Here is a 24316-nt window from a genome sequence, read left to right as displayed (position 1 = left end):
CTCTTTAATCATCGTCCCTTTTAGCGATGAAATACCGGGCCAGGAAAACGAACCCGGAACTTTTAATTGAGGTGGTTATGTTCAGGAAATTAGCAGCTGAATTCTTCGGTACGTTTTGGCTTGTGTTTGGTGGGTGCGGAAGTGCCGTGCTGGCCGCAGCATTCCCGGAGTTAGGGATTGGTTTTGCCGGTGTCGCACTGGCATTCGGTCTGACAGTATTAACCATGGCATACGCCGTGGGACATATTTCAGGCGGCCATTTTAACCCGGCCGTGACATTAGGCCTATGGGCGGGCGGTCGCTTCCCGGCAAAAGACGTGATTGGTTATGTTGTTGCGCAAGTTATCGGCGGGATTGTTGCGGCAGCGGTGCTGTATCTGATCGCCAGCGGTAAAGCAGGCTTTGACGCCACGGCCAGCGGTTTTGCATCAAACGGCTATGGCGAACATTCGCCAGGCGGTTATTCCATGCTTTCTGCCATTGTTATTGAAATTGTGCTGACCGCAGGTTTCTTGTTAGTGATCCATGGCGCCACGGATAAACATGCTCCGGCAGGTTTTGCGCCGATTGCTATTGGTCTGGCACTGACGCTGATTCACCTGATCAGTATTCCGGTAACTAACACCTCTGTAAACCCGGCGCGTAGCACCGCGGTAGCCCTCTTCCAGGGCGGTTGGGCGTTACAACAGCTGTGGCTGTTCTGGGTTATGCCAATTATCGGCGGGATCCTCGGTGGCCTTATTTATCGCACGCTGCTGGAAAAACGTGATTAATCGATAACGAAAAAGACCTGGCATTACGTCAGGTCTTTTCCTCCCCGCTTTATTTCCTTTTATTTGCAACTTTACTCCCCTCTTTGCTTTCAGTAGTGTGTATACCCGTCATACTTCAAGTTGCAGATGTGTTGGCTGCGCTCTTTCCCCCCAGTCACGTACTTATGTACGCTCCCGGGGATTCACTCCCTTGCCGCCTTCCTGCAACTTGAATTATTTAGGTTATAGTGGCGCATTTCGTCTTACTTCTCAGCAAGGACCGGGTTTTCATGTTTTCAGGGCTGTTAATCATTCTGATTCCACTTATTGTGGGCTATCTTATTCCGCTTAGGCACAGAGCGGCATTAAAACTCATCAATCGCCTGTTGAGCTGGATCGTTTACCTTATTCTCTTCTTTATGGGTATCAGTCTGGCGTTTCTGGATAATCTCGCCAGCAATCTGTTATCGATATTGCATTATTCTGCGGTCAGCGTGACGGTCATTCTGCTCTGTAATATCGCCGCGCTGTTGTGGCTCGAGCGTTCACTTCCCTGGCGGCACAACCATCGGCAGGAAAAGCTGCCATCACGCATTGCCATGGCGCTGGAGTCGCTACAACTTTGTGGCGTTGTTGTGCTGGGGTTTCTGCTGGGACTCACCGGGTTCTCATTCTTACAGCACGCCACCGAAGCCAGCGAATATACGCTGATCTTTTTATTGTTCCTGGTCGGTATCCAACTGCGTAACAGCGGCATGACCTTAAAACAGATTGTGCTGAATCGTAGGGGGATGATTGTGGCCGTCGTCGTGGTGGCAAGTTCAATGCTGGCTGGCGTGATTAATGCGCTTATCCTCGGGCTGCCGCTGAAAACCGCGCTGGCGATGGCCTCGGGTTTTGGCTGGTATTCCCTGTCCGGCATTCTGTTGACCGAGTCATTCGGTCCCGTCATTGGCAGCGCCGCCTTCTTCAACGATCTGGCTCGTGAGCTGATCGCCATTATGCTGATTCCGGGCTTAGTCGGCCGCAGTCGTTCCACCGCATTAGGACTGTGTGGCGCCACCTCAATGGATTTCACCCTACCCGTTTTACAACGCAGCGGCGGGCTGGAAATGGTACCTGCAGCCATCGTTCACGGCTTTATTCTTAGTCTGCTAGTGCCTTTGTTGATGGCCTTTTTCTCCGCCTGATACAGTACAAATACCCCTCTGGCGGTAGTCACCTACCGCCAAAATTGCGCTAAATCAATCTCCCTGCAAGTTGTAGCAGAAATCCCTTTAATCCCTTCGCGCGCAGGCATAATCTTAAACATGTATATTAAATATAACTTTAAAAGGTGTGACCATGTTTTGTGTGCAATGTGAACAAACCATCCGTACTCCGGCAGGGAACGGCTGCTCTTACGCGCAAGGTATGTGCGGTAAAACGGCAGAAACCTCCGATTTGCAGGATCTGCTGATTGCTTCCCTACAAGGTCTGTCTGCATGGGCTGTTAAAGCGCGTGAATACGGTATCATCGATCATGAAGTGGATAACTTTGCCCCGCGCGCATTCTTCTCTACCCTGACCAACGTTAACTTCGACTCTCCACGTATCGTCGGCTATGCCCGTGAAGCCATTGCCATGCGTGACGCCCTGAAAGCGCAGTGTCTGAACATTGATGCCAACGCAACGGTTGAAAACCCAATGGCTGACCTGCAGCTGGTGAGCGACGATTTGGGCGACTTGCAGCGCCAGGCGGCTGAATTTACCCCGAACAAAGACAAAGCGACTATCGGCGAGAACATTCTCGGCCTGCGTCTGCTGTGCCTGTACGGCCTGAAAGGTGCGGCAGCTTACATGGAGCATGCGCACGTTCTGGGTCAGTACGACAACGATATCTACGCGCAGTACCACAAAATCATGGCATGGCTGGGTACCTGGCCTTCCGATATGAACGCTCTGCTGGAGTGCTCTATGGAAATCGGCCAGATGAACTTCAAAGTGATGAGCATTCTGGATGCCGGTGAAACCACCAAATACGGTCACCCAACCCCAACTCAGGTCAACGTTAAAGCGACCGAAGGTAAATGCATCCTGATTTCAGGTCACGACCTGAAAGATTTATACAATCTGCTGGAGCAGACCGAAGGCACCGGCGTTAACGTCTACACCCACGGTGAAATGCTGCCAGCACACGGCTATCCGGAACTGCGTAAATTCAAACACCTGATCGGTAACTACGGCAGCGGCTGGCAGAATCAACAGGTTGAGTTCGCCCGCTTCCCTGGCCCAATCGTGATGACCTCTAACTGCATCATCGATCCAACCGTTGGCGCATACGACGATCGCATCTGGACCCGTAGCATCGTCGGTTGGCCGGGTGTGAGCCACCTCGAAGGCGACAACTTTGGTCCGGTTATCGCGCAGGCACAACAAATGGCGGGCTTCCCGTACAGCGAAATCCCGCACCTGATCACCGTAGGTTTCGGTCGTCAGACGCTGCTGGGTGCTGCTGATACGCTGATCGACCTGGTGAGCCGCGAAAAACTGCGTCACATCTTCCTGGTCGGCGGTTGCGATGGCGCACGCGGCGAACGTAACTACTTCACCGATTTCGCCACCAGCGTACCGGACGACTGCCTGATCCTGACCCTGGCCTGTGGTAAATACCGTTTCAACAAACTGGATTTCGGTGATATCGAAGGTCTGCCGCGTCTGGTTGATGCCGGTCAGTGTAACGATGCATACTCTGCCATCATCCTGGCGGTGACCCTGGCTGAGAAACTGGGCTGTGGCGTGAACGACCTGCCGCTGTCTCTGGTGCTCTCCTGGTTCGAACAGAAAGCGATTGTTATTCTGCTGACCCTGCTGTCTCTGGGCGTGAAAAATATCGTCACTGGCCCGACTGCACCGGGCTTCTTCACGCCGGACCTGCTGGCTGTGCTCAACGAGAAATTCGGTCTGCGTTCCGTGACCACCGTTGAAGAAGACATGAAGCAGCTGCTGAGCGCGTAAGGAGTTAAGTCATGACAATGCCAACCCATCAGTGCCCGTGGCGGATGCAGGTTCATCACATCCATCAGGAAACGCCGGATGTATGGACGATTTCGTTGCTGTGCCACGATTATTATCCTTATCGTGCCGGGCAGTATGCACTGGTCAGCGTACGTAACTCAGCGGAGACGCTGCGTGCCTACACCATCTCTTCAACGCCAGGCGTTAGCGAGTACATCACGCTGACCGTCCGCCGCATTGACGACGGTGCGGGTTCACAGTGGCTAACCCGTGACGTGAAGCGCGGCGACTATATCTGGCTGTCTGATGCCATGGGTGAGTTTACCTGTGAAGATAAAGCAGAAGACAAGTTCCTGATGCTGGCGGCCGGCTGTGGCGTGACGCCTATCATGTCGATGCGTCGCTGGTTGGCGAAGTACCGTCCGCAGGCCGATGTGCAGGTGATCTTTAACGTTCGTTCGCCGGAAGATGTCATTTTTGCCGACGAATGGCGCGAGTATCCGGTGACGCTGGTCGCTGAAAACAATGCCACCCATGGCTTTGTTTCTGGCCGACTGACCACCGACCTGCTGAAAAGCGTACCGGACTTAACTTCACGTACCGTGATGACTTGCGGCCCTGCTCCGTACATGGATCTGGTCGAAAAAGAAGTGAAAGCGCTCGGCGTAACGCGCTTCTTTAAAGAACAGTTCTTCACGCCGGTAGCGGAAGCCGCCACCAGTGGTCTGAAGTTCACCAAGCTACAACCGGCAAAAGAATTTTATGCGCCGGTAGGCAGCACGCTACTGGAAGCACTGGAAAGCAATAAAGTGCCGGTTGTCGCCGCATGCCGTGCAGGCGTGTGCGGCTGCTGCAAAACCAAAGTGGTTGATGGTAACTACACGGTTTCCAGCACCATGACGCTAACCGATGCGGAAATCGCCGAAGGCTACGTACTGGCCTGCTCCTGCCACCCGCAGGGTGATTTAGTGCTGGCGTAGTTGTTGAGCATCTGAGATTAAAAGGCTGCCTGGTTATGCTGGGCGGCCTTTTTTTTGCTTGTGAGGCACGTATGTTGGTTTGCAGGTTGTGTATGTTGAGATGATTGTCTGCTATGTGCCAGAAGCAGAAGTTGGTGTACTATTTGCATTTGTTGCTGACATGAAAACTGAGAGTAAGTAATAAATTGATTTTTGTTGAATACTTTTAAGGTAAGCAAATGAAACCAGAATACTTAAAAAAAATAGAATCATTGCATCGAGAAGTTGATGATTTTCATCCAGTGCTAAGAGTGCTCCTACCACGTTTGCCGACGGTTACACATGTCGAATATAAGCAAGGACCAACAGAAAAGGGTGCTGATTTTGTCATAATTAAAAGAGATGAGGCATTAGATGAGGAAATTTATATTGGAGTTATTTGTAAGGTTGGAAAAATAACTCAGTCAAATAGCGAGGTGGAACGACAAATAGAGGAGTGCCAATTATTTCCGCGATTTATTTATTCTGGATCTAAAAACATACATTTGAATGAAATTTGGGTTATTACCAACTCATCCATCTCAAACAATGCTCAAGAAAAAATATACTTAAAGTTCAAATCTACAAATATAAAGTTTGTAGATGGTGAAAAAACATGCTCTTTAATCAGCAAGTATTACCCAGAGTTTTGGGATTTTGAATCTATTAATTATGAGCAATACTTAACAGACACATTGCAAATTATTAGTGATGCTCCTGAAAGTTCTTTTTTCGGGAGTGTAGGTATTAATAATCTTATTGATAGATATGTTAGCAAGGAAAATCATAAAAAACGCAGGCACAAACCGTTGAAGTTATATAGCGTTGTGAGAACCGAACGTTTTATTTTTCTAGAAGGGCCAGTTGGCTCTGGAAAAAGTACCTTGTTGAAGCAGTTAATTAGAAAAATAAAGGAAGAATATTCTTACGAAAAAGACTGCATTCTTCCCATTTTTTGTCAATACAAGGATCTTCTAGAAAAAGAACTTGATGTTGAAAATATAACACAAAGTGTATTGAACAAGTACAAAATACAGCATGAGGGGAATGTTTTATTAATTATCGATTCTGTAGACGAAGTCAAAGAATCGCTTGAGGAAAGACAGGGTAACTTCAGGGGCATTGTAGAGAGAGTATCTAGGAATGATAAAATCCGGGTGCTAGTTGCATCAAGGGTTATGGACTCTCTTCAGGACTATGAGGTTATTGATAAGATGTTTACAAGATACTCTATAATTCCGCTCAGTACAGGCCAAATAATTGATTTTGTAGATAAAATATGCAATGACATTAAAATCACAAATAAACTTAAGAATGGAATAGAAAAAACTCCACTATTTAAATTCATTCCTAGGACTCCGGTGAGTGCTATCCTTCTGGCAAGAATACTCTCTGATGAGATTAAAGAACTACCATCTACCATGACTGAGCTATACTCAAAATACAGTGAGATAGTTTTAGGCCGATGGGATACATCTAAGGGGTTGTTATCGCAAACAGAATATGATGTGATAAGTAATGTATTAGTAGAAATTGCAATGTTTATGATGGATAACTCTCTAAACTGCATATCAATTTCTGAAGTGCAGGATATGTTTTTAACATATTTGGCCAAAAGAAACTTGAATGTTGATGAGGATAAACTTTTCAAAAGACTAATTTATCGCAGTGAAGTAACAACAGTTAACGTCAGAACTAATACATTCTCATTTTTGCACAGGTCATTCATGGAGTATTTTTACGCTGAAGGACTCAGGAAACGTGGCGTAATTGATATAAATGATAATATTTATGATATTTATTGGGCGAATAGTTATTTCTTCTATTTCGGTTTATTAAGAGATAATGAATACCTTATTGATAAGATCAATGAACTTAAACCAAGTAATGATAAAATAAGGTTTTTAAGGCTGTTTTATAATGGTTCGTTTTATTTGGCTTCTTATCTAACACCGTACAGCAAAATAACAAGAGGAGTCCTTTTATCATATATTGATGCAGGTAAATTATATGTTGATATTCTCAAGGGAAATACTGATATACCGCTAAAGGAGTTTTCACCAGTAGCTCTTCTCTGCATTTTTACAAAATGTTTAAGTAACAATTATTCATATGAGTTTTTCAAATCTGCGTTGGTAGATTTGTCGGTTCAAATTGAACAATATGAGGAAATTGGTGAGCACATTGATTATGCACGTTTCTTCATAGCATCAACACTGAATGAGCTCGGAGATGAATCCGCATTTGATTGTTTAGTAGAAAATAATAAATTAGGTGTTTTGATTAATTTAGGGATAACTCACGTAACAGATGATTCAGGATTACTTAGTACCACAGTTGATAAGTATTTGAAAAAATTCAATAAAAAAGTGCGAAGTAACCATGATATGTCCAATTACATATCTAAGCTATATGATGAATCTACTGGAGCCTTACGTACAAATCTGCAGATACAATAATAAATAGATTATCACATTGAAGGTAGCGTTTAGACCTTCAATGTGAAGAGCATATTCTTCAAAATATATCTTAATCTGCTCCTAACTCATTAAGGTATAGAGGTAGCTGGAAAGTCTCAATCAGCAGCGGAAGTGATCGTAAACTTCCGCAATTCGCTCAAAGCAGACTGCCATCAATCACTAAATTTTTTGAAAAAATTGGTACTCTTCGTAAAGGTCTTCTTGAGTTCGACATTTTCCAACATCAACACCGCCGCCTAAAAAATCCAGCCAATCGCTGGGTTCAGATTGCTGACAAAGGTATCTTCGGGTAGCCCGGCCGAACAAAGTGACGGCAGGAACATCCCGGAGTCGGTACTTATGCGCCTCGTCCGGGCTACTCGGGGATGCCCCCTGATACCGCGCCTTCCTTTATCCCACTGCTTTCACCGCCAGCTCCAGTATCAAACCCGGCCTCCCGCAACCCCTTGCCGCTCAACTTCAGCGCAGGCGTGCTGGTACGCGATTAGGTACATAACCTATGGCGTAAAGACTTTTATTTTTAACAGGTTACTGAGAAATTGGTGAATCTGTGTGGGGATCGTAGTCGCAAAAAGGTGAGCATAAACATTTCCCCCCTCAATTTTTCAACCACAATTAACATTCACAAACTAATCAATATCCCCGACCATCGTCGAGCTTTTCAAAAAAGGATCCCCATGAAAAAAGTGGCCATCGTCGGCGTCGGCCCCACTGGAATCTATACCTTCCATGCCCTGATTGAACGCGGTGAACCGTTGACCGTGCAACTCTACGAGCAAGCGGAAGAAGCGGGTGTGGGCATGCCTTACAACAACGACAATAACGCGGACCATATGCTGGCGAATATTGCCAGCATTGAAATCCCGCCGATTTACATCACCTATCTGACGTGGCTACAAAACCAAAGCGATGACTATCTGACACAATTTAGTATTGAACGCACGTCGTTGCATGAACGGCAATTTTTACCCCGCGTGATCCTTGGCGACTATTTTCGCGATCGCTTTTTAGCCATTGTCGATAAAGCCCGTGAGTCCGGTTTTGAGGTTTGTGTTCATGAATCCAGCGAAGTCACCGATCTGCGCGCAAACCCGCAGGGTGTTACGTTGTGGGTAAACCACGCACCACAGCCTGTCGAGGTGGATTTTGCAGTTATCGCCACCGGTCATCTGTGGCCTGAGGGAGACGACACACCGCGTGAGTTTTTCCCCAGCCCGTGGACCGGCCTGATGGACGCACAAATTAACGCCTGCAGAGTGGGCATTCTGGGTACGTCGTTAAGCGCTATCGATGCGGCAGTAGCCGTGGTCAGTCAACATGGCGCCTTCACCACCGATGCTGATAACACCCTCCATTTTACGCGCAAACCCGGTAGCCAAAGCCTGAAGTTGACTCTGATGTCACGCAGCGGTGTGCTGCCGGAGGCCGATTTTTACTGCCCTCTCCCTTATGAACCGCTGAACATCGCCACCGGTCAGGCGATTGAACACGTCATTGAACAGGGCCAACGCGGATTACTGGATCGCCTCTTCTCGCTTATCGTCAAACAGCTGCAAGACGCGGCACCGCAGTGGAGCCAGCAGATAGCGCTTGAGACGCTGACGGCCGATACGTTTTCTGACATCTATTTTGCTGACCGAATTCAGCACAATGCTTTTGACTGGGCGAAACGCAACCTGCAGGAAGTCGAACTTAACAAGCGAGAGCAACGCACCGTCACGTGGCGCTATACCCTGCTGCGGCTGCATGAGGTCATCGAACAGGTCGTGCCTCATCTTGACGATGGCGACAGAGAACGCTTCAAGCACGGTCTGGCACGCGTGTTTATCGATAACTATGCGGCGATCCCTTCGGAATCTATTCGCCGCCTGTTGGCGCTGCATGAGGCCGGGTTAATTGAAATCCTCGCGCTGGGCTCAGATTATCAACGCCAAAATGAGCAAGGTATGACGGTTATTTACCACAACAATCAGCGTAGCGAATTTGATGTGTTTATTGATGCCCGAGGGCAAAAAGCGTTGAAGAGCAAAGATATCCCGTTCCCCACGTTGCGCCATCAACTCCTCGCCTGTGGTGATGAGATCCCGGATATCAGCGAAAATTATACGCTGCGTGCGCCAAAGGATGCCTGTGGTCGCATCGCCTTTGGCGGGCTGCCATGGCTAATGCACGACCGCCCTTTTATTCAGGGTCTGGTCGTCAGCGCAGAAATCGGCGCAGCGATGGCAAACGCCCTGACACAAGGCACGGTGGGACGTCGGCGAAAACGCTGGGACCGTAACGAGGAAGACTAACGACCTGATAGAATCAGGAGGCGAGCAGCAATGTAACTACGTTGTCGCCTCCGCATTTGTCGTCCGATGGCAAACTAGCGCCAGGCCGACTGACCGCCCAATGCGTATTTTCCGGCACCCAAAAATGCCACCGCCAGTGCGCCAATAAAGAAATACACCAGGCTTTCAATAGCCCATGCGCCGGTTTTATCCAGCGACCAGGTTTCACCCATTCCAACCATCAGCCACGCGACAACCATAGTGAATGCCAACCCTAATGCAGCCGGACGCGTCAGAATGCCGAGAATAATCAGGCACGGTGCCAGCACCTCGCCAAGCAAAACGCCGTAGGCAATGAAACCCGGAAAACCTTTCGCTATCAGCATGCCGCTAATGCCATCAATTCCGGCAAACAGTTTATGCAGACCGTGGAACAGCATCAGCCCCCCCACCGCCAGGCGTAACAAAAACTTGCCAAAGTCCTCATGCGTCAGCATGCGATTTACTGCATTTAATAAGTTCGTAACCATTTGAATTCGTTCCTTGTTTACCATGTCCACAGTCAAGCTACGCGTTATCTTCGTCCAATGTAAGCTGCCGAAAATAAGGGGTAATGAGAAGCATAACTATTATCTTCATCTAAACTTGTAACCGGTATCACATTAAAGGAGATGGAAAACCATGAAACAAACGGTTGCCGCTTTTATTGCTAAAACGCTTGAACAGGCTGGTGTGAAACGTATTTGGGGCGTAACGGGTGATTCACTGAATGGTCTTAGTGACAGTCTCAATCGCATGGGAACGATCGACTGGATGCCAACCCGGCATGAAGAAGTTGCCGCCTTTGCCGCAGGCGCGGAAGCGCAACTGACCGGTGCACTGGCGGTGTGTGCCGGTTCATGTGGACCGGGAAACTTGCACCTGATTAACGGCCTGTTTGATTGCCACCGCAACCATGTCCCGGTGCTGGCGATTGCCGCACATATCCCCTCCAGTGAAATTGGCAGCGGCTATTTTCAGGAGACCCACCCGCAAGAGTTGTTCCGCGAATGTAGCCACTATTGCGAGCTGGTTTCCAGCCCTGAACAGATCCCACAGGTGCTGGCGATTGCCATGCGCAAAGCAGTGTTAAACCGCGGTGTGTCAGTCGTCGTGCTCCCGGGCGATGTTGCGCTCAAAGCCGCGCCGGAAAGTGCCAGCACGCACTGGTATCATGCGCCGTTACCGGTGGTCACCCCGGCGGAAGAAGAGATGAGAAAACTGGCGCAACTGCTGCGCTATTCCAGCAACATTGCGCTGATGTGCGGCAGTGGTTGCGCGGGTGCGCACAAAGAGCTGGTGGAGTTTGCCGCAAAAATCAAAGCGCCGATTGTCCACGCCCTGCGCGGCAAAGAGCACGTCGAATATGACAACCCCTACGATGTGGGTATGACCGGACTGATCGGTTTTTCATCCGGTTTTCATACCATGATGAATGCCGACACGCTGCTTTTACTGGGCACCCAGTTCCCCTACCGTCCCTTCTACCCCACCGACGCCAAAATTATTCAGATTGATATCAATCCGGCAAGCATTGGTGCGCACAGTAAGGTGGATATGGCGCTCGTTGGAGATATCAAAGCCACGCTGCGCGCCCTGCTGCCGCTCGTAGAAGAAAAAACCGACCGTAAATTCCTCGATAAGGCCCTGAGTGATTATCGCGATGCGCGCAAAGGACTGGATGATTTAGCCAAACCCAGCGAAAAAGCCATTCACCCGCAGTATCTGGCGCAGCAAATCAGCCACTTCGCCGCTGATGACGCCATCTTTACCTGCGATGTCGGCACCCCCACGGTGTGGGCCGCGCGCTATCTGAAAATGAACGGCAAGCGCCGCCTGCTCGGGTCGTTTAATCACGGGTCGATGGCGAACGCCATGCCGCAGGCGCTGGGTGCACAGGCAACGGAACCCGGACGCCAGGTGGTCGCCATGTGCGGCGACGGCGGCTTCAGCATGCTGATGGGCGATTTTCTTTCGGTGGTGCAGATGAAGCTGCCGGTGAAAATCATCGTGTTCAATAACAGCGTGCTGGGCTTTGTCGCAATGGAGATGAAGGCCGGTGGGTATCTGACCGACGGAACGGAACTGCACGACACCAACTTTGCCCGCATTGCCGAAGCCTGCGGGATCACCGGTATCCGCGTGGAAAAATCGTCGGACGTCGATGAGGCGCTGCAAAGAGCGCTGTCGATTGATGGCCCGGTGCTGGTCGACGTGGTGGTCGCGAAAGAAGAGCTCGCCATACCGCCGCAAATCAAACTCGAACAAGCGAAGGGTTTCAGCCTGTATATGCTGCGCGCTATCATCAGCGGACGCGGTGATGAAGTGATCGAACTGGCGAAAACCAACTGGCTAAGGTAAAACAGTGGGCATTACCTCACTTAAAAAGGAATGCCCGTGATCGACCTACGTAGTGATACTGTCACCCGCCCGAGTCGCGCCATGCTGGAAGAGATGATGGCGGCCCCGGTCGGGGACGACGTCTACGGCGACGACCCTACCGTCAATGCCCTTCAGCAGTATGCCGCTGAACTTTCTGGTAAAGAAGCGGCTATTTTCTTACCGACCGGCACCCAGGCAAATCTGGTGGCGCTGCTCAGCCACTGTCAGCGCGGCGAGGAGTACATCGCAGGCCAGGGCGCGCATAACTATTTATACGAAGCCGGTGGTGCCGCGGTACTCGGCAGCATTCAGCCGCAGCCTATCGACGCCGCGCCGGATGGCACGCTGCCGCTGGACAAAGTTGCCGCTAAAATCAAAGCCGACGATATTCACTTTGCCCGTACCCGCCTGCTCAGTCTGGAAAACACCCATAACGGCAAAGTGCTGCCGCGTGAGTATTTGAAGGAGGCCTGGGAATTCACCCGCGAACGAAATCTGGCGCTGCACGTTGACGGCGCGCGTATTTTTAACGCCATCGTCGCCTACGGTTGTGAGCTTAAGGACGTCACCCAATATTGTGACTCGTTCACCATTTGCCTCTCCAAAGGGCTGGGGACGCCGGTCGGGTCACTGCTGGTCGGCAGCCATGATTACATCAAACGTGCGATTCGCTGGCGCAAGATGACCGGCGGCGGTATGCGCCAGGCCGGTATTCTGGCGGCTGCCGGGCTGTATGCGCTCAAAAATAACGTGGCGCGCTTGCAAATTGATCACGACAACGCTACCTGGATGGCAGAACAATTGCGTGAAGCGGGTGCCGACGTTATGCGTCACGACACCAATATGCTGTTTGTCCGCGTGGGTGAAGAACACGCTGCTGCGCTGGGCGAGTACATGAAATCTAAAGACGTGCTGATTAACGCCTCGTCGATTGTGCGTCTGGTGATGCATCTGGACGTTTCGCGTGAACAACTTGCTGAAGTCGCCGCTCACTGGCGTGCTTTTTTAAACCGCTAAGGAGACCGGCGTGCCGCAACGGATTTTGGTACTTGGCGCCAGTGGTTACATTGGTCAACATCTGGTAAAAGCGCTCAGCCAGCAAGGGCATCAGGTGCTGGCGGCGGCACGTCGCATCGAGCGACTGGACAAACAGCAACTGCCCGGCGTCAGTTGTCATAAAGTTGATTTAAACGAACCAGATACCCTGACGCCGCTGCTAGCCGGCGTTGATACGGTCTATTACCTGGTGCACGGGATGGGTGAAGGCGGTGATTTTATCGCCCACGAGCGTCAGGTGGCGCAGAATGTCCGCGACGCCCTGCGTCATACGCCAGTCAACCAGCTGATTTTCCTGAGCTCCTTACAGGCCCCCAAGCATGAACAGTCCGATCACCTGCGCGCACGGCAGATAACGGCTGACACGTTGCGCGAATCCGGCGTCCCGGTTACGGAGTTACGGGCGGGTATTATCGTCGGCGCGGGCTCTGCGGCCTTTGAGGTGATGCGTGATATGGTCTACAACCTGCCGGTACTCACCCCACCGCGCTGGGTACGATCGCGTACCACACCGATTGCGCTGGAGAACTTGCTGTACTATTTAGTTGCGCTGCTGGCGCACCCGGCAAACGGCCACCGCGTACTCGAGGCGGCGGGGCCGCAGGTATTAAGCTATCAAGAGCAGTTCGAACATTTTATGGCGGTCAGCGGCAAGCATCGCCTGCTTATCCCCATCCCTTTCCCGACCCGCTGGATTTCAGTGTGGTTTTTAAATGTGATCACCTCGGTTCCACCGACGACCGCCCAGGCGCTGATACAGGGCCTGAAACACGATCTGCTGGCCGATGACACCGAACTGAGGGCATTGATCCCCCAAAAGCTCATCGCCTTTGACGATGCGGTACGCAGCACGCTGAAGGAAGAAGAGAAACTGGTCGACTCCAGCGAGTGGGGATACGACGCGCAGGCCTTTGCCCGCTGGCGACCGGAATACGGCTATTTCGCCAAACAGGCCGGTTTTAGCGTCGAGACCCCCGCCAGCCTGAAGGCTTTGTGGCAGGTGGTGAATCGCCTCGGCGGCAAAGAGGGTTATTTCTTTGGCAATATTCTGTGGAAGACGCGCGCAGCCATGGATCTGCTGGTGGGGCATAAACTGGCAAAAGGTCGGCCGGAGCGTCCGCTTTTACAGGTCGGCGATACCGTGGATAGCTGGAAGGTCATTATCGTCGAACCGGAAAAGCAGCTAACACTGTTATTTGGTATGAAGGCGCCAGGACTCGGTCGTCTGAGTTTTACCCTGGAAGATAAAGGCGATCGCCGTCGCATTGACGTCCGGGCCTGGTGGCACCCGCACGGTATGCCCGGTCTGTTCTACTGGCTGCTGATGATCCCGGCTCACCTGTTTATTTTCAGGGGTATGGCAAAGCGTATCGCCAAACTTGCAGAACAAATCACAGACTAAAGACAAAAAGATGCTGTATTCTTTCATGTTTCCCATTGCATACAGGCGTAATTCACGGAAGAATGCGCACGAAGTTCTATTAAACACAGCGGATTGATATGAAGGTACTGGTTACCGGAGCCACCAGCGGCTTAGGCCGAAACGCGGTTGAGTTTTTACGCAAGAAAGGCATCAGCGTCAGAGCTACCGGTCGCAACGAAGCGATGGGTAAGTTGCTGGAGAAAATGGGCGCAGAATTTGTGCATGCGGATTTGACCGAGCTGGTCTCTTCGCAAGCAAAAGTGATGCTCGCAGGCATCGACACGCTGTGGCACTGTTCCAGTTTTACCTCGCCGTGGGGAACACAGGAAGCCTTTGATCTGGCTAACGTCCGCGCCACCCGCCGTCTGGGCGAGTGGTCGGTTGCCTGGGGCGTGCGTAACTTTATTCATATCTCCTCCCCGTCGCTCTATTTTGATTATCACCACCATCGCGATATCAAAGAGGACTTTCGCCCACACCGCTTCGCCAACGAATTCGCCCGCAGTAAAGCAGCCGGCGAAGACGTGATTGCGCTGTTAGCCCAGGCCAATCCGCAAACTCGCTTTACGGTACTGCGTCCGCAGAGCCTGTTTGGCCCGCATGATAAAGTTTTTATCCCCCGCCTGGCGCACATGATGCATCACTATGGCAGCGTCCTGCTCCCACACGGCGGCAGCGCACTGGTGGATATGACCTACTATGAAAATGCGATTCACGCGATGTGGCTGGCAAGTCAGGAAGCCTGTGACAATCTGCCATCAGGTCGTGTGTATAACATTACCAACGGTGAGCATCGCACGCTGCGCAGCATCGTGCAGAAGCTGATTGACGAACTGAATATTGATTGCCGCATCCGCTCCGTGCCTTATCCAATGCTGGACATGATTGCCCGCAGCATGGAGCGTCTGGGGAATAAATCGGCGAAAGAACCCAAGCTCACACACTACGGTGTCTCAAAGCTCAATTTTGACTTTACGCTGGACACCACCCGCGCCCAGGAAGAGCTGGGTTATCAGCCTGTCGTGACGCTGGATGAAGGGATTGAGCGTACCGCGGCCTGGCTGCGCGACCACGGTAAGCTGCCGCGTTAACCTTGCCCGTATTTCTCCAGTAGCGCTTCGGCAATGGCCTGCGTTTCGGCATCCGCCACGCCGTTCCACAACGCCGGGCGGAAGTGCATCTGGAACGCCATAATCACCCGCTGCTGTTCACGCGGCGTCAAGTCCGGTTTCACCTCGTAGCCGTAGCGCGACAGCAAATCAAGTAACGATGCGGTGTCCACCGGCGTATGGGGTGCGCGTCCGCCAAGATAAAACGCGACGCGCTGAGCATCCGGCCAGGCGCCAATACCCTGCGCCGCCAGTTCACGCCACGGAAACAGCGGGCCGGGATCGTCTTTACGCTGCGGAGCAATATCCGCATGCGCCACCACGTTCTGCGCCTTGATGTCGTAGCGGGCAATAATGTCCTTTGCCAGCGGGATCAACGCCTGGATCTGCGTCGCTTCAAATGGCGCAAAATATTTCACGCCCGCTGATTTTTGCCAGCCACGGTTTTCCAGTTCAATCCCAATCGACGTGTCGTTAATCCGCGTAGCGCCTCGCCAGAAGCTGATCCCTGCATGCCAGGCCAGATCCTTTTCCGGGACCAGCTGCCAGATCCGCGGCTTGCCGCCGTGCAGCGGTGGTACTGCCGGGATCAGATAGTGCGAGCTGACGTTTTTATCCGTCAGCGTGGCCAGCGATGAGTCAAAATCATCAGCCGTGTAGTGAATTACCAGCACTTTAATGCGTGGATATGCCGCCTGCGCCTGGCGTCGGGTATCCAGTTGATACCCGTCTTTGTCAACAATACCTGACTCGCGGGCACAGCCCGTCAGCAACACAGCAAATGCCAGCAGCCATAACAGACGCTTCATCGGCGAGTTTTCACCGCAGTCCCGCTGACGCTCACCATCAGCATGCTGCCATCTTTACCCACGGTTTCGTAATCAATATCAATACCAACGACCGCATCTGCTCCCAACGCTTTCGCCTGTTCGCCGAGTTCCTGAAAGGCAATTTCACGCGCTTTGCGCAGCTCTTTTTCGTATGAGCCAGAGCGACCGCCGACAATGTCCCGGATCCCGGCAAAAAAATCGCGGAAGATATTCGCGCCTAAAATCGCTTCACCGGTTACCACACCGCAGTATTCCACGATGCTTTGCCCTTCCAGCGTAGGGGTGGTCGAAAACTGCATGGTATATCTCCTTATTACGCTAACAACGCTGCCTTAAGGCATTATCGAACCGATACCCTATCATTGAAAGGTTCCGATTGTTTAATTTTCAACATGACCGAAATGATGCAATAAAAATATTATTTCTCAGCACATTCGGACACGCGAACGGAATCAATCAGTGCAGAAAAACTTTTTAATGAGCACATTCCCTGCGTATTTTTCTCATCGCAGGCCGCTAAGGGCAGCACAATTTTTCCGGGAGGCGATTGCAACGACAAAGGTTGCATATCACGCATTTCCTGCAATGTCTGATACATAAAAGAAACCTGCACCCAATCAGAATGATCGCTGACCCGTTTCCACCTTTCGAAAACAAACTCTCCACCCGGCGGCGTATTATCTGGCTGACCGGGCAGAGACACGTTAAGGCCTAATGCCCCGCTGATATTGGCAAGATTGGTGTCATGCCCCGCAATAAACAACAAAGAGACGGGCAACTGAATTGCGTATTTATTTTCTGTTGCCCCCTGTGTTACGAGCGCTGTACGTATCAAATCAAGTAACGGTGTGGCTCTGCTACGGGCAACCTCCGGGGTTTTCTGCAGAAGGTCAAACTGCGCATTGTGCAGACTTAATAATGTACGCCATTCTTTATCGCCATGAATACGCCCCCAGGCCACCTGCGACATCCCTTGTGCTTGTTGCAGCAGGAAGATTTCCGTCAGGGTTGAAGCCAGTCCCCATGAGCCTGACAACGATATATTTTCAGGAGAGACCTTGAGTTCAGCAGGTAAGACGTCGGTTAGCGTACACTGTGCAGACTGCCCGGCTGTTTGACACTTTTCTGACTGGGAGAAATTTAACACCCGTTCCAGGGCTTGAAATGCGGGTTGGTAGTGGCGCGTGTACTCATCAAGACTTCCGCCAGCCCGGGTCAGGATGGCCTCTTTCACCTGCGATGTGTTCAGCGAACACTGCCCCGCCTTGATGGGATTAAAAAGGGGATCAGATTTTGACTTATCTTGTTGATAATGAACCTGTACTTTACATTCCGGGGCCAGTCCTGCCAGGAATGCTTCACCCGTTTTACGGGTACGTTGATCGCTATCGGCAATGACCGCGACCTGCCCTGCCGTTGGACACGTTTTATTATCCAGCAGACCTTTGTCCGCCAGGCGTAAACGTTGATACCGTCCTAATTCAGTAATGAGTGCCCCGCCGCGAGGAGTCAACCACCCCAGAGGAACGTCCCATTGCGGCCAGCGGTCGGGAGTGACTTGCTGCATAAGCGGTGTGAACTTTGTCGGTGCCCTGACGCCATGACGACTGACGATGACAACACGCTCAAGCTGCATTCCGCTCTGTTCATCGGCGCGTAATGAAACAGGGGCCAATATAATCGCTAAGAACAATAAACGAATGATCAGTGTACTCATTACCAGCACCACCTCGTCGTTAATGAATAATCAGAAGCCCGCACACGACAGGACGAACGTCTTATCTTGTCGACAGCAAAATCATCCTACGCCTGTGATAATAAATATCCACCAGGATGAAATACTGAGTTATCGCGTACGGCTGAAATTCACACATTTTTGCCACCGCCTCGTTCACACACGGAAGAGATCACACTTATAATTTCACTTTGAAATTATAAAAATAAAAAGCACCGCCTCAGCTGGACGGCGATGCTTTAACGCATACTGGATGGTATTTGAAAATTAGATCAACTTAATTTTAATGTCATAACTTTCAAGCCCGGTCATTTTCTCACGAGCGATAAACTGAATATCGGAAACCTCTTTCCCGGTCTTTTTCTTCAGCTCAACAATTTTCTTTGTGATGAACTCAGATATATCCGCTTCAGTTTTATTTTTTAATTTCTCGACGTCCATTATGCACCTCTTCTGGTCTGTAACGGCATCAACGCGCCAGTAGATAGTATTATCTGTATAACCATGGATATCTATAAACTATACGATAAAAAGATTCAATAACCCAGGCGCAACTGGTCATTACACACCCAGAAATTGTTTGCATATTAAACGATAAGAGAGGGACTGAAGGCAGGTTCGCAGTAAACGATGTTCTCGCATCACGACAACAACATCAAGATGACGTTCTCATGACAAACAGGTAGAGTCATCTGTTAAGTCGTTAAAAAAGGCCCCTTGAAGGGGCCTAAAAAATTATTTTCTGAAATCCAGCGGAGTCTGGCCAGAACGAATGTACATTGCAACATTATCAAATGTAATCATTTTAGATTTGCAAAAAATACATTTCGCGCCAAACGGATTTCCGTCAGTCACATCGAAGCTTGATGTTCTGTACTGTGAACCGTGGCAACATGGGCAACGGAAGTGAATATGATTAGTAATAATAGTTACCTTAGAGCGCCACAACATTAACAGCGGATGGGCCTTTAGGTCCCTGCTCCACGCTAAACTCGACTTCCTGATTTTCATTCAGCGTTTTAAAGTCGTTACTTTGGATAGCAGAAAAATGCACAAACACATCTTTGCTACCATCTTTCGGAGTGATGAATCCAAAACCTTTCTCAGGATTAAACCACTTAACTAACCCTGTCATTTTATTAGACATATATTTTATTCCTTAATTTGAGCCTTTCGGCATATTTGGTTTTATTACAGAATCGACTTAGTGCTTAGCGGAGTGACTCAAAGAAGGGATAAATGGATAAACCTGAAAATGAGAACTGCGGAAGTAAACTACTTTGTAAATCGTCTGTTCTTCAAACCGACCCAACTATTAACGCACGGGCACAGAAATTAATCAACCCTTATTTTAGCCATCCGGATACCCTGGTAGCCTAAGGCCTCACTCCGTTGTCTCGCATTTTATCGCCTCGTAAATAAGCATGCAGATACGTGGATGGTCTATACACTATAGGGAGCATCCTTGGCGACAACATCATGCCGCAGTTTGATATACTGAACCGAGGTAAGCAGTCAATAGCCACAGATGTACCAGTCGGTGAAATTTGCGAATTTATGCAATTAAAAACAAAGTGTTAATCGATTGTACAGTCATTGAAAGGATAGAATTTTTCATCGTAGAATACTATTAGTAGAAAGCTAATAAGGAAATCATTATGCGCTACTCGAAACTCTCTCTGTTGGTCCCCTGTGCACTTCTTCTCAGCGCCTGTACCACCGTTACTCCGGCTTATAAAGACAACGGCCCGCGTAGCGGCGCTTGCGTGGAAGGTGGGCCAGACAGCGTGGCACAACAGTTCTATGATTACCGCATTCAGCATCGTAGCAACGACATCACCGCCCTGCGTCCGTACTTAAGTGACAACCTGGCGAAATTGCTGACCGATGCCAGCCGCGATAACTCGCACCGCGAGCTGCTGACCAGCGATCCCTTCTCCAGCCGCGCCACCTTACCGGACAGCGCCAGTGTCGCCAGCGCCTCGACCATTCCGAATAGTGATGCACGTAACATTCCGCTGCGCGTAGAGCTTAAGCAGGGTAATCAAACCTGGCGTGATGAAGTACTGATGATCCGTGAAGGCCAGTGCTGGGTCGTGGATGATGTTCGCTATCTGGGCGGCAGTGTACATGCGCCAGCCGGGACGCTGCGCCAGTCTGTCGAAAACCGTTAATCCCGCCATTCATCCGTTCAAATCATAAACCCCATAAATTGTCTGGCATTCTGCATAGAATGCCGACAATTATTCTTGCCCACTGGTGACCCCGCTATTTTGTGCTATGTTTAGAGAAGAATGCGGTTTGCATTTAACTTTTAACGCATAAATATTGCATAACTATTCTGCCAAAGGTAGTATCTGCGGCTTCAATAGCTATCAGACTGCCAGTATACGAGTGTCAATGAGTATTCAATTAAACGGCATTAACTGCTTCTACGGCGCACATCAAGCGCTGTTCGATATCACGCTGGATTGCCCTCAGGGCGAAACACTGGTGTTACTTGGCCCAAGTGGAGCCGGGAAAAGCTCGCTACTGCGCGTACTCAACCTGCTTGAGATGCCGCGTTCGGGCACGCTCTCTATTGCCGGTAACCGTTTCGACTTCACGAAAACACCTTCTGATAAAGCCATTCGCGAACTGCGTCAGAACGTGGGCATGGTCTTTCAGCAATATAATCTTTGGCCGCATCTTACGGTACAGCAGAACCTGATCGAAGCGCCCTGCCGCGTGCTGGGTCTGAGCAAGGACCAGGCGCTGGCGCGTGCCGAGAAGCTGCTGGAACGTCTGCGACTGAAGCCCTATAGCGATCGTTACCCACTGCATCTTTCCGGCGGCCAGCAACAGCGTGTGGCCATTGCCCGCGCGTTAATGATGGAGCCACAGGTGCTGCTGTTTGATGAACCGACCGCAGCGCTTGACCCGGAAATTACCGCACAAATCGTCAGCATCATTCGTGAGCTGGCAGAAACCAATATTACTCAGGTGATCGTCACCCACGAAGTGGAAGTCGCCCGTAAAACGGCCAGTCGTGTGGTGTATATGGAAAACGGTCATATCGTCGAGTTTGGGAATGCGAGCTGCTTTGCCAACCCGCAAACCGAAGCGTTTAAAAACTATCTCTCTCACTAAGATTCGGGACAATACAATGAAAAAAGTTCTGATTGCCGCGCTAATCGCAGGTTTTAGCCTTTCCGCTACCGCAGCCCAAACCATTCGCTTCGCTACCGAAGCGTCTTATCCTCCGTTTGAATCCATTGATGCTAATAACAACATCGTGGGTTTTGACGTTGACCTGGCAAATGCGCTGTGTAAAGAGATCGACGCCACCTGTACGTTCACTAACCAGGCTTTCGACAGCCTGATCCCAAGCCTGAAATTCCGCCGTTTTGACGCGGTGATGGCCGGAATGGACATCACGCCGGAGCGTGAAAAGCAGGTGTTGTTCACTACGCCTTACTACGACAACTCAGCGTTGTTTGTTGGTCAACAGGGTAAATACACCAGCATTGACCAGCTGAAAGGCAAGAAAGTGGGCGTACAAAACGGCACCACGCACCAGAAATTCATCATGGATAAACATCCGGAAGTCACCACCGTTCCGTATGACAGCTACCAGAATGCCAAACTCGACCTGCAGAACGGGCGTATTGATGGCGTCTTTGGTGATACTGCTGTCGTGACCGAATGGCTGAAGGACAATCCGAAACTGGCCGCCGTTGGCGATAAAGTTACCGATAAAGATTACTTCGGTACCGGTCTGGGCATCGCCATGCGCCAGGGCAATACCGAGCTGCAGCAGAAATTCAATGCTGCGCTGGAAAAAGTGAAGAAAGATGGGACGTACGAAACCATCTATAACAAATGGTTCCAGAAGTAATATTAGATGAATGAATTTTTTCCTTTAGCAAGCGCCGCCGGGATGACCGTCGGCCTTGCCGTTTGTGCGCTGATCATTGGCCTGGCTCTCGCAATGTTGTTTGCCGTCTGGGAGTCTGCTAAATGGCGTCCAGTGGCATGGACGGGTTCAGCCCTGGTGACGCTCCTGCGCGGACTGCCGGAAATTCTGGTGGTTCTGTTTATCTATTTCGGTTCCTCCCAGTTGCTGCTGACACTGGCCGATGGGTTTACGATAAATCTTGGCATCGTGCAGATCCCGGTGCAGATGGAGATCGAAAACTTCGACGTCAGTCCGTTCCTGTGCGGCGTCATTGCGCTGTCATTGCTGTATGCGGCCTATGCGTCGCAAACGCTGCGTGGCGCACTGAAAGCCGTCCCGCTCGGGCAATGGGAGTCTGGTCAGGCGCTGGGGTTGTCCAAAACCGCGATCTTCTTTCGTCTGGTGATGCCGCAAATGTGGCGTCATGCCCTGCCGGGACTGGGTAACCAGTGGCTGGTTCTGCTGAAAGATACCGCGCTGGTAAGCCTGATCAGCGTCAACGATCTGATGCTGCAAACCAAAAGCATTGCCACACGTACTCAGGAGCCGTTTACCTGGTACATCGTGGCGGCGGCCATTTATCTGGTGATAACGCTGTTGAGTCAGTACATTCTCAAACGCATTGACCTGCGCGCGACACGTTTTGAGCGGAGACCGGGCTGATGCTTGAGTATTTACCAGAACTGATGAAAGGGCTGCATACCAGCCTGACGTTGACGGTTGCCTCCATCGTGGTTGCGCTGGTCATGGCGCTGATTTTCACCGTCATCCTGACGCTGAAAACTCCGGTGCTGGTGTGGCTGGTACGCGCCTACATTACGCTGTTTACCGGTACGCCGTTGTTGGTGCAAATCTTCCTGATCTACTACGGTCCGGGGCAGTTTCCCGCGCTGCAGGAGTATCCGGTCCTCTGGCATCTGCTGTCAGAACCCTGGCTGTGCGCCTTGATTGCGCTGTCGTTAAACAGTGCCGCGTATACCACGCAGCTGTTCTACGGCGCTATTCGCGCAATCCCGGAAGGTCAGTGGCAATCCTGTGGTGCATTGGGGATGAGCAAGAAAGATACGCTGGCCATCTTGCTGCCGTACGCCTTTAAACGCGCCCTCTCCTCGTACTCCAACGAAGTGGTGCTGGTGTTCAAAAGTACCTCCCTGGCCTACACCATCACGCTGATGGAAGTCATGGGTTACAGCCAGCTGTTGTATGGTCGCACCTATGACGTCATGGTCTTCGGCGCGGCGGGCGTGATTTATCTGATTGTTAACGGCCTGCTGACGTTGATGATGCGCTTAATCGAGCGTAAAGCACTGGCGTTTGAACACCGCAATTAAGTCAATAACTGCATAAAGCTGAATAGTAAAGGCGGACATGTCTCTGGACTGTCCGCTTTTTTTTATTCCATATAAAATATTTAATCATTTTTATTGCATACAAATTCATTAAATGGCATTGTAAATCAACGCCGCAGACACGGTGATCATCATAAGATTGACAGACGGGAGTTCCACCATGAAAAAGTTAGTCCTGGCCGCATTACTTGCTACCTTCGCCACCGGCGCCTCTGCTGCTGATAAAATCAATTTCGGTGTCTCAGCAACCTATCCGCCATTCGAATCGCTGGACGCCAGCAATAAAATTGTTGGTTTTGACATCGACCTGGCTTCAGCATTGTGCAAACAAATGCAGGCTGACTGTACTTTTACTAATCATGCGTTCGACAGCCTGATCCCCGCGCTGAAATTCAAAAAATACGATGCGGTGATTTCCGGTATGGACATCACACCAGAACGTAGTAAGCAGGTCTCCTTTACTCAGCCCTACTATGCCAACTCAGCGCTGGTCATTGCGAAAAAAGACACCTATAAAACCTTTGCTGATTTGAAGGGCAAACGTATCGGCATGGAAAACGGCACCACGCACCAGAAATACCTGCAGGATAAACATCCTGAAGTGAAAACCGTGGCGTACGACAGCTACCAGAATGCGATCATTGACCTGAAAAACGGGCGTATTGATGGCGTATTTGGCGACACTGCCGTAGTTAACGAGTGGCTGAAAACCAATCCGCAGTTAGGCGTAGCAACGGACAAAGTAACTGACCCGCAATACTTCGGCACCGGCCTTGGCATTGCCGTTCGCCCGGATAACACCGCGCTGCTGGAAAAACTGAACACTGCGCTGGCCGCCATTAAAGCTGACGGTACCTATCAAAAAATCAGCGATCAGTGGTTCCCGCAGTAATCCCTGCCTTACCTGAAAAAGCCGCAAATCGCGGCTTTTTACGTTTAACGTCCGCGCTTTCGGT

The 24316-nt window shown here is 50.5% G+C and carries 23 protein-coding genes; 16 read left to right on the top strand and 7 right to left on the bottom strand.

What is annotated here, in order from left to right:
* Positions 1-77 precede the first annotated feature (77 nt).
* The 6 genes from aqpZ (at position 78) to FDW98_RS04620 (ending at position 9521) form a co-directional block, all read left to right on the top strand.
* Positions 78-773 carry an aquaporin Z gene (aqpZ, locus tag FDW98_RS04650; protein ID WP_167456053.1) on the top strand — a complete coding sequence of 232 codons (696 nt, stop codon included), beginning with the start codon at positions 78-80 and terminating at the stop codon, positions 771-773.
* A 269-nt stretch (positions 774-1042) separates the two neighbouring features.
* On the top strand, positions 1043-1942 hold the full coding sequence (locus FDW98_RS04645) for a lysine exporter LysO family protein (RefSeq protein ID WP_096756557.1): 900 nt from the start codon (positions 1043-1045) through the stop codon (positions 1940-1942).
* A gap of 154 nt (positions 1943-2096) precedes the next feature.
* Complete coding sequence (hcp, locus tag FDW98_RS04640; RefSeq protein ID WP_096756556.1) at positions 2097-3749, top strand: hydroxylamine reductase; 1653 nt, start codon at positions 2097-2099, stop codon at positions 3747-3749.
* Positions 3750-3760: 11 nt separating this feature from the next.
* Complete coding sequence (gene hcr / locus FDW98_RS04635; protein WP_096756555.1) at positions 3761-4729, top strand: NADH oxidoreductase; 969 nt, start codon at positions 3761-3763, stop codon at positions 4727-4729.
* 218 nt (positions 4730-4947) lie between these two features.
* Positions 4948-7206 (top strand): NACHT domain-containing protein, encoded by a 2259-nt coding sequence (locus FDW98_RS04630; protein WP_137398745.1) that lies wholly within the window; start codon positions 4948-4950, stop codon positions 7204-7206.
* A gap of 698 nt (positions 7207-7904) precedes the next feature.
* Positions 7905-9521 (top strand): FAD-NAD(P)-binding protein, encoded by a 1617-nt coding sequence (locus tag FDW98_RS04620; protein WP_096756551.1) that lies wholly within the window; start codon positions 7905-7907, stop codon positions 9519-9521.
* 74 nt (positions 9522-9595) lie between these two features.
* Here FDW98_RS04620 and FDW98_RS04615 read toward each other — a convergent pair whose 3' ends face one another.
* Positions 9596-10030, bottom strand: coding sequence for a DoxX family protein (locus FDW98_RS04615; RefSeq protein ID WP_096756550.1), 435 nt, complete (start codon positions 10028-10030; stop codon positions 9596-9598).
* A gap of 151 nt (positions 10031-10181) precedes the next feature.
* Here FDW98_RS04615 and poxB point away from each other — a divergent pair, with 151 nt between their 5' ends.
* The 4 genes from poxB to FDW98_RS04595 all read left to right on the top strand — a co-directional run bounded on the left by poxB (position 10182) and on the right by FDW98_RS04595 (position 15491).
* On the top strand, positions 10182-11900 hold the full coding sequence (gene poxB, locus FDW98_RS04610; protein ID WP_096756549.1) for a ubiquinone-dependent pyruvate dehydrogenase: 1719 nt from the start codon (positions 10182-10184) through the stop codon (positions 11898-11900).
* Between the two features lie 36 nt (positions 11901-11936).
* On the top strand, positions 11937-12938 hold the full coding sequence (gene ltaE / locus FDW98_RS04605; protein WP_096756548.1) for a low-specificity L-threonine aldolase: 1002 nt from the start codon (positions 11937-11939) through the stop codon (positions 12936-12938).
* Positions 12939-12948: 10 nt separating this feature from the next.
* On the top strand, positions 12949-14379 hold the full coding sequence (locus tag FDW98_RS04600; RefSeq protein ID WP_096756547.1) for an SDR family oxidoreductase: 1431 nt from the start codon (positions 12949-12951) through the stop codon (positions 14377-14379).
* 98 nt (positions 14380-14477) lie between these two features.
* Complete coding sequence (locus FDW98_RS04595) at positions 14478-15491, top strand: NAD(P)-dependent oxidoreductase (protein WP_096756546.1); 1014 nt, start codon at positions 14478-14480, stop codon at positions 15489-15491.
* Here the strand turns inward: FDW98_RS04595 and FDW98_RS04590 are convergent.
* The 6 genes from FDW98_RS04590 to cspG form a co-directional block, all read right to left on the bottom strand.
* Entirely contained in the window at positions 15488-16318 is an 831-nt protein-coding gene (locus tag FDW98_RS04590) for an N-acetylmuramoyl-L-alanine amidase (protein ID WP_096756545.1), read from the bottom strand. The two genes, FDW98_RS04595 and FDW98_RS04590, sit on opposite strands and share 4 nt — an antisense overlap.
* Positions 16315-16638 carry a heavy metal-binding domain-containing protein gene (locus FDW98_RS04585; RefSeq protein WP_096756544.1) on the bottom strand — a complete coding sequence of 108 codons (324 nt, stop codon included), beginning with the start codon at positions 16636-16638 and terminating at the stop codon, positions 16315-16317. Before FDW98_RS04585 ends, FDW98_RS04590 begins: the two co-directional genes overlap by 4 nt.
* Positions 16639-16757: 119 nt before the next feature.
* Complete coding sequence (locus FDW98_RS04580; protein WP_096756543.1) at positions 16758-18056, bottom strand: AppA family phytase/histidine-type acid phosphatase; 1299 nt, start codon at positions 18054-18056, stop codon at positions 16758-16760.
* A gap of 285 nt (positions 18057-18341) precedes the next feature.
* The gene (locus FDW98_RS04575; protein ID WP_096756542.1) at positions 18342-18515 is read right to left on the bottom strand and encodes a GnsA/GnsB family addiction module toxin; all 174 of its coding nucleotides are present in this window, start codon (positions 18513-18515) and stop codon (positions 18342-18344) included.
* Positions 18516-18809: 294 nt separating this feature from the next.
* Positions 18810-18998, bottom strand: coding sequence for a cold-shock protein (locus FDW98_RS04570; protein ID WP_096759373.1), 189 nt, complete (start codon positions 18996-18998; stop codon positions 18810-18812).
* Between the two features lie 10 nt (positions 18999-19008).
* A complete protein-coding gene (gene cspG / locus FDW98_RS04565) occupies positions 19009-19221 on the bottom strand; it encodes a cold shock protein CspG (RefSeq protein ID WP_046479624.1) in 213 nt (70 codons plus the stop codon).
* Positions 19222-19732: 511 nt separating this feature from the next.
* Between cspG and FDW98_RS04560 the strand changes: the two genes are divergently transcribed.
* The 6 genes from FDW98_RS04560 (at position 19733) to artJ (ending at position 24252) form a co-directional block, all read left to right on the top strand.
* Positions 19733-20248 (top strand): lipoprotein, encoded by a 516-nt coding sequence (locus FDW98_RS04560; RefSeq protein WP_096756541.1) that lies wholly within the window; start codon positions 19733-19735, stop codon positions 20246-20248.
* A gap of 226 nt (positions 20249-20474) precedes the next feature.
* On the top strand, positions 20475-21203 hold the full coding sequence (gene artP / locus FDW98_RS04555) for an arginine ABC transporter ATP-binding protein ArtP (RefSeq protein ID WP_096756540.1): 729 nt from the start codon (positions 20475-20477) through the stop codon (positions 21201-21203).
* Between the two features lie 16 nt (positions 21204-21219).
* On the top strand, positions 21220-21951 hold the full coding sequence (gene artI / locus FDW98_RS04550) for an arginine ABC transporter substrate-binding protein ArtI (protein WP_096756539.1): 732 nt from the start codon (positions 21220-21222) through the stop codon (positions 21949-21951).
* A gap of 6 nt (positions 21952-21957) precedes the next feature.
* A complete protein-coding gene (gene artQ / locus FDW98_RS04545) occupies positions 21958-22674 on the top strand; it encodes an arginine ABC transporter permease ArtQ (RefSeq protein ID WP_096756538.1) in 717 nt (238 codons plus the stop codon).
* Positions 22674-23342, top strand: a complete 669-nt coding sequence (gene artM / locus FDW98_RS04540; protein ID WP_096756537.1) for an arginine ABC transporter permease ArtM — start codon at positions 22674-22676, stop codon at positions 23340-23342. Before artQ ends, artM begins: the two co-directional genes overlap by 1 nt.
* Before the next feature lie 178 nt (positions 23343-23520).
* Positions 23521-24252, top strand: a complete 732-nt coding sequence (gene artJ, locus FDW98_RS04535; protein ID WP_096756536.1) for an arginine ABC transporter substrate-binding protein ArtJ — start codon at positions 23521-23523, stop codon at positions 24250-24252.
* Positions 24253-24316 lie beyond the last annotated feature (64 nt).

This window comes from Citrobacter sp. wls711 (assembly GCF_005281055.1).
GTDB classification, from domain to species: Bacteria; Pseudomonadota; Gammaproteobacteria; order Enterobacterales; family Enterobacteriaceae; genus Citrobacter; species Citrobacter gillenii.
Note: the sequence above shows the minus strand (reverse complement) of the source record. Positions and strands in the feature narration are given on the sequence as shown.

Bases quoted from the DNA above. Each gene is read 5' to 3' on its own strand.
- FDW98_RS04580 (WP_096756543.1), bottom strand. From the start codon at position 18,056: ATGAGTACACTGATCATTCGTTTATTGTTCTTAGCGATTATATTGGCC.
- aqpZ (WP_167456053.1), top strand. From the start codon at position 78: ATGTTCAGGAAATTAGCAGCTGAATTCTTCGGTACGTTTTGGCTTGTG.
- FDW98_RS04630 (WP_137398745.1), top strand. From the start codon at position 4,948: ATGAAACCAGAATACTTAAAAAAAATAGAATCATTGCATCGAGAAGTT.
- hcp (WP_096756556.1), top strand. From the start codon at position 2,097: ATGTTTTGTGTGCAATGTGAACAAACCATCCGTACTCCGGCAGGGAAC.
- FDW98_RS04645 (WP_096756557.1), top strand. From the start codon at position 1,043: ATGTTTTCAGGGCTGTTAATCATTCTGATTCCACTTATTGTGGGCTAT.
- FDW98_RS04615 (WP_096756550.1), bottom strand. From the start codon at position 10,030: ATGGTTACGAACTTATTAAATGCAGTAAATCGCATGCTGACGCATGAG.
- artQ (WP_096756538.1), top strand. From the start codon at position 21,958: ATGAATGAATTTTTTCCTTTAGCAAGCGCCGCCGGGATGACCGTCGGC.
- FDW98_RS04560 (WP_096756541.1), top strand. From the start codon at position 19,733: ATGCGCTACTCGAAACTCTCTCTGTTGGTCCCCTGTGCACTTCTTCTC.
- FDW98_RS04585 (WP_096756544.1), bottom strand. From the start codon at position 16,638: ATGCAGTTTTCGACCACCCCTACGCTGGAAGGGCAAAGCATCGTGGAA.
- poxB (WP_096756549.1), top strand. From the start codon at position 10,182: ATGAAACAAACGGTTGCCGCTTTTATTGCTAAAACGCTTGAACAGGCT.
- artJ (WP_096756536.1), top strand. From the start codon at position 23,521: ATGAAAAAGTTAGTCCTGGCCGCATTACTTGCTACCTTCGCCACCGGC.
- FDW98_RS04590 (WP_096756545.1), bottom strand. From the start codon at position 16,318: ATGAAGCGTCTGTTATGGCTGCTGGCATTTGCTGTGTTGCTGACGGGC.
- hcr (WP_096756555.1), top strand. From the start codon at position 3,761: ATGACAATGCCAACCCATCAGTGCCCGTGGCGGATGCAGGTTCATCAC.
- FDW98_RS04595 (WP_096756546.1), top strand. From the start codon at position 14,478: ATGAAGGTACTGGTTACCGGAGCCACCAGCGGCTTAGGCCGAAACGCG.
- artP (WP_096756540.1), top strand. From the start codon at position 20,475: ATGAGTATTCAATTAAACGGCATTAACTGCTTCTACGGCGCACATCAA.
- FDW98_RS04620 (WP_096756551.1), top strand. From the start codon at position 7,905: ATGAAAAAAGTGGCCATCGTCGGCGTCGGCCCCACTGGAATCTATACC.
- artM (WP_096756537.1), top strand. From the start codon at position 22,674: ATGCTTGAGTATTTACCAGAACTGATGAAAGGGCTGCATACCAGCCTG.
- artI (WP_096756539.1), top strand. From the start codon at position 21,220: ATGAAAAAAGTTCTGATTGCCGCGCTAATCGCAGGTTTTAGCCTTTCC.
- FDW98_RS04575 (WP_096756542.1), bottom strand. From the start codon at position 18,515: ATGGACGTCGAGAAATTAAAAAATAAAACTGAAGCGGATATATCTGAG.
- cspG (WP_046479624.1), bottom strand. From the start codon at position 19,221: ATGTCTAATAAAATGACAGGGTTAGTTAAGTGGTTTAATCCTGAGAAA.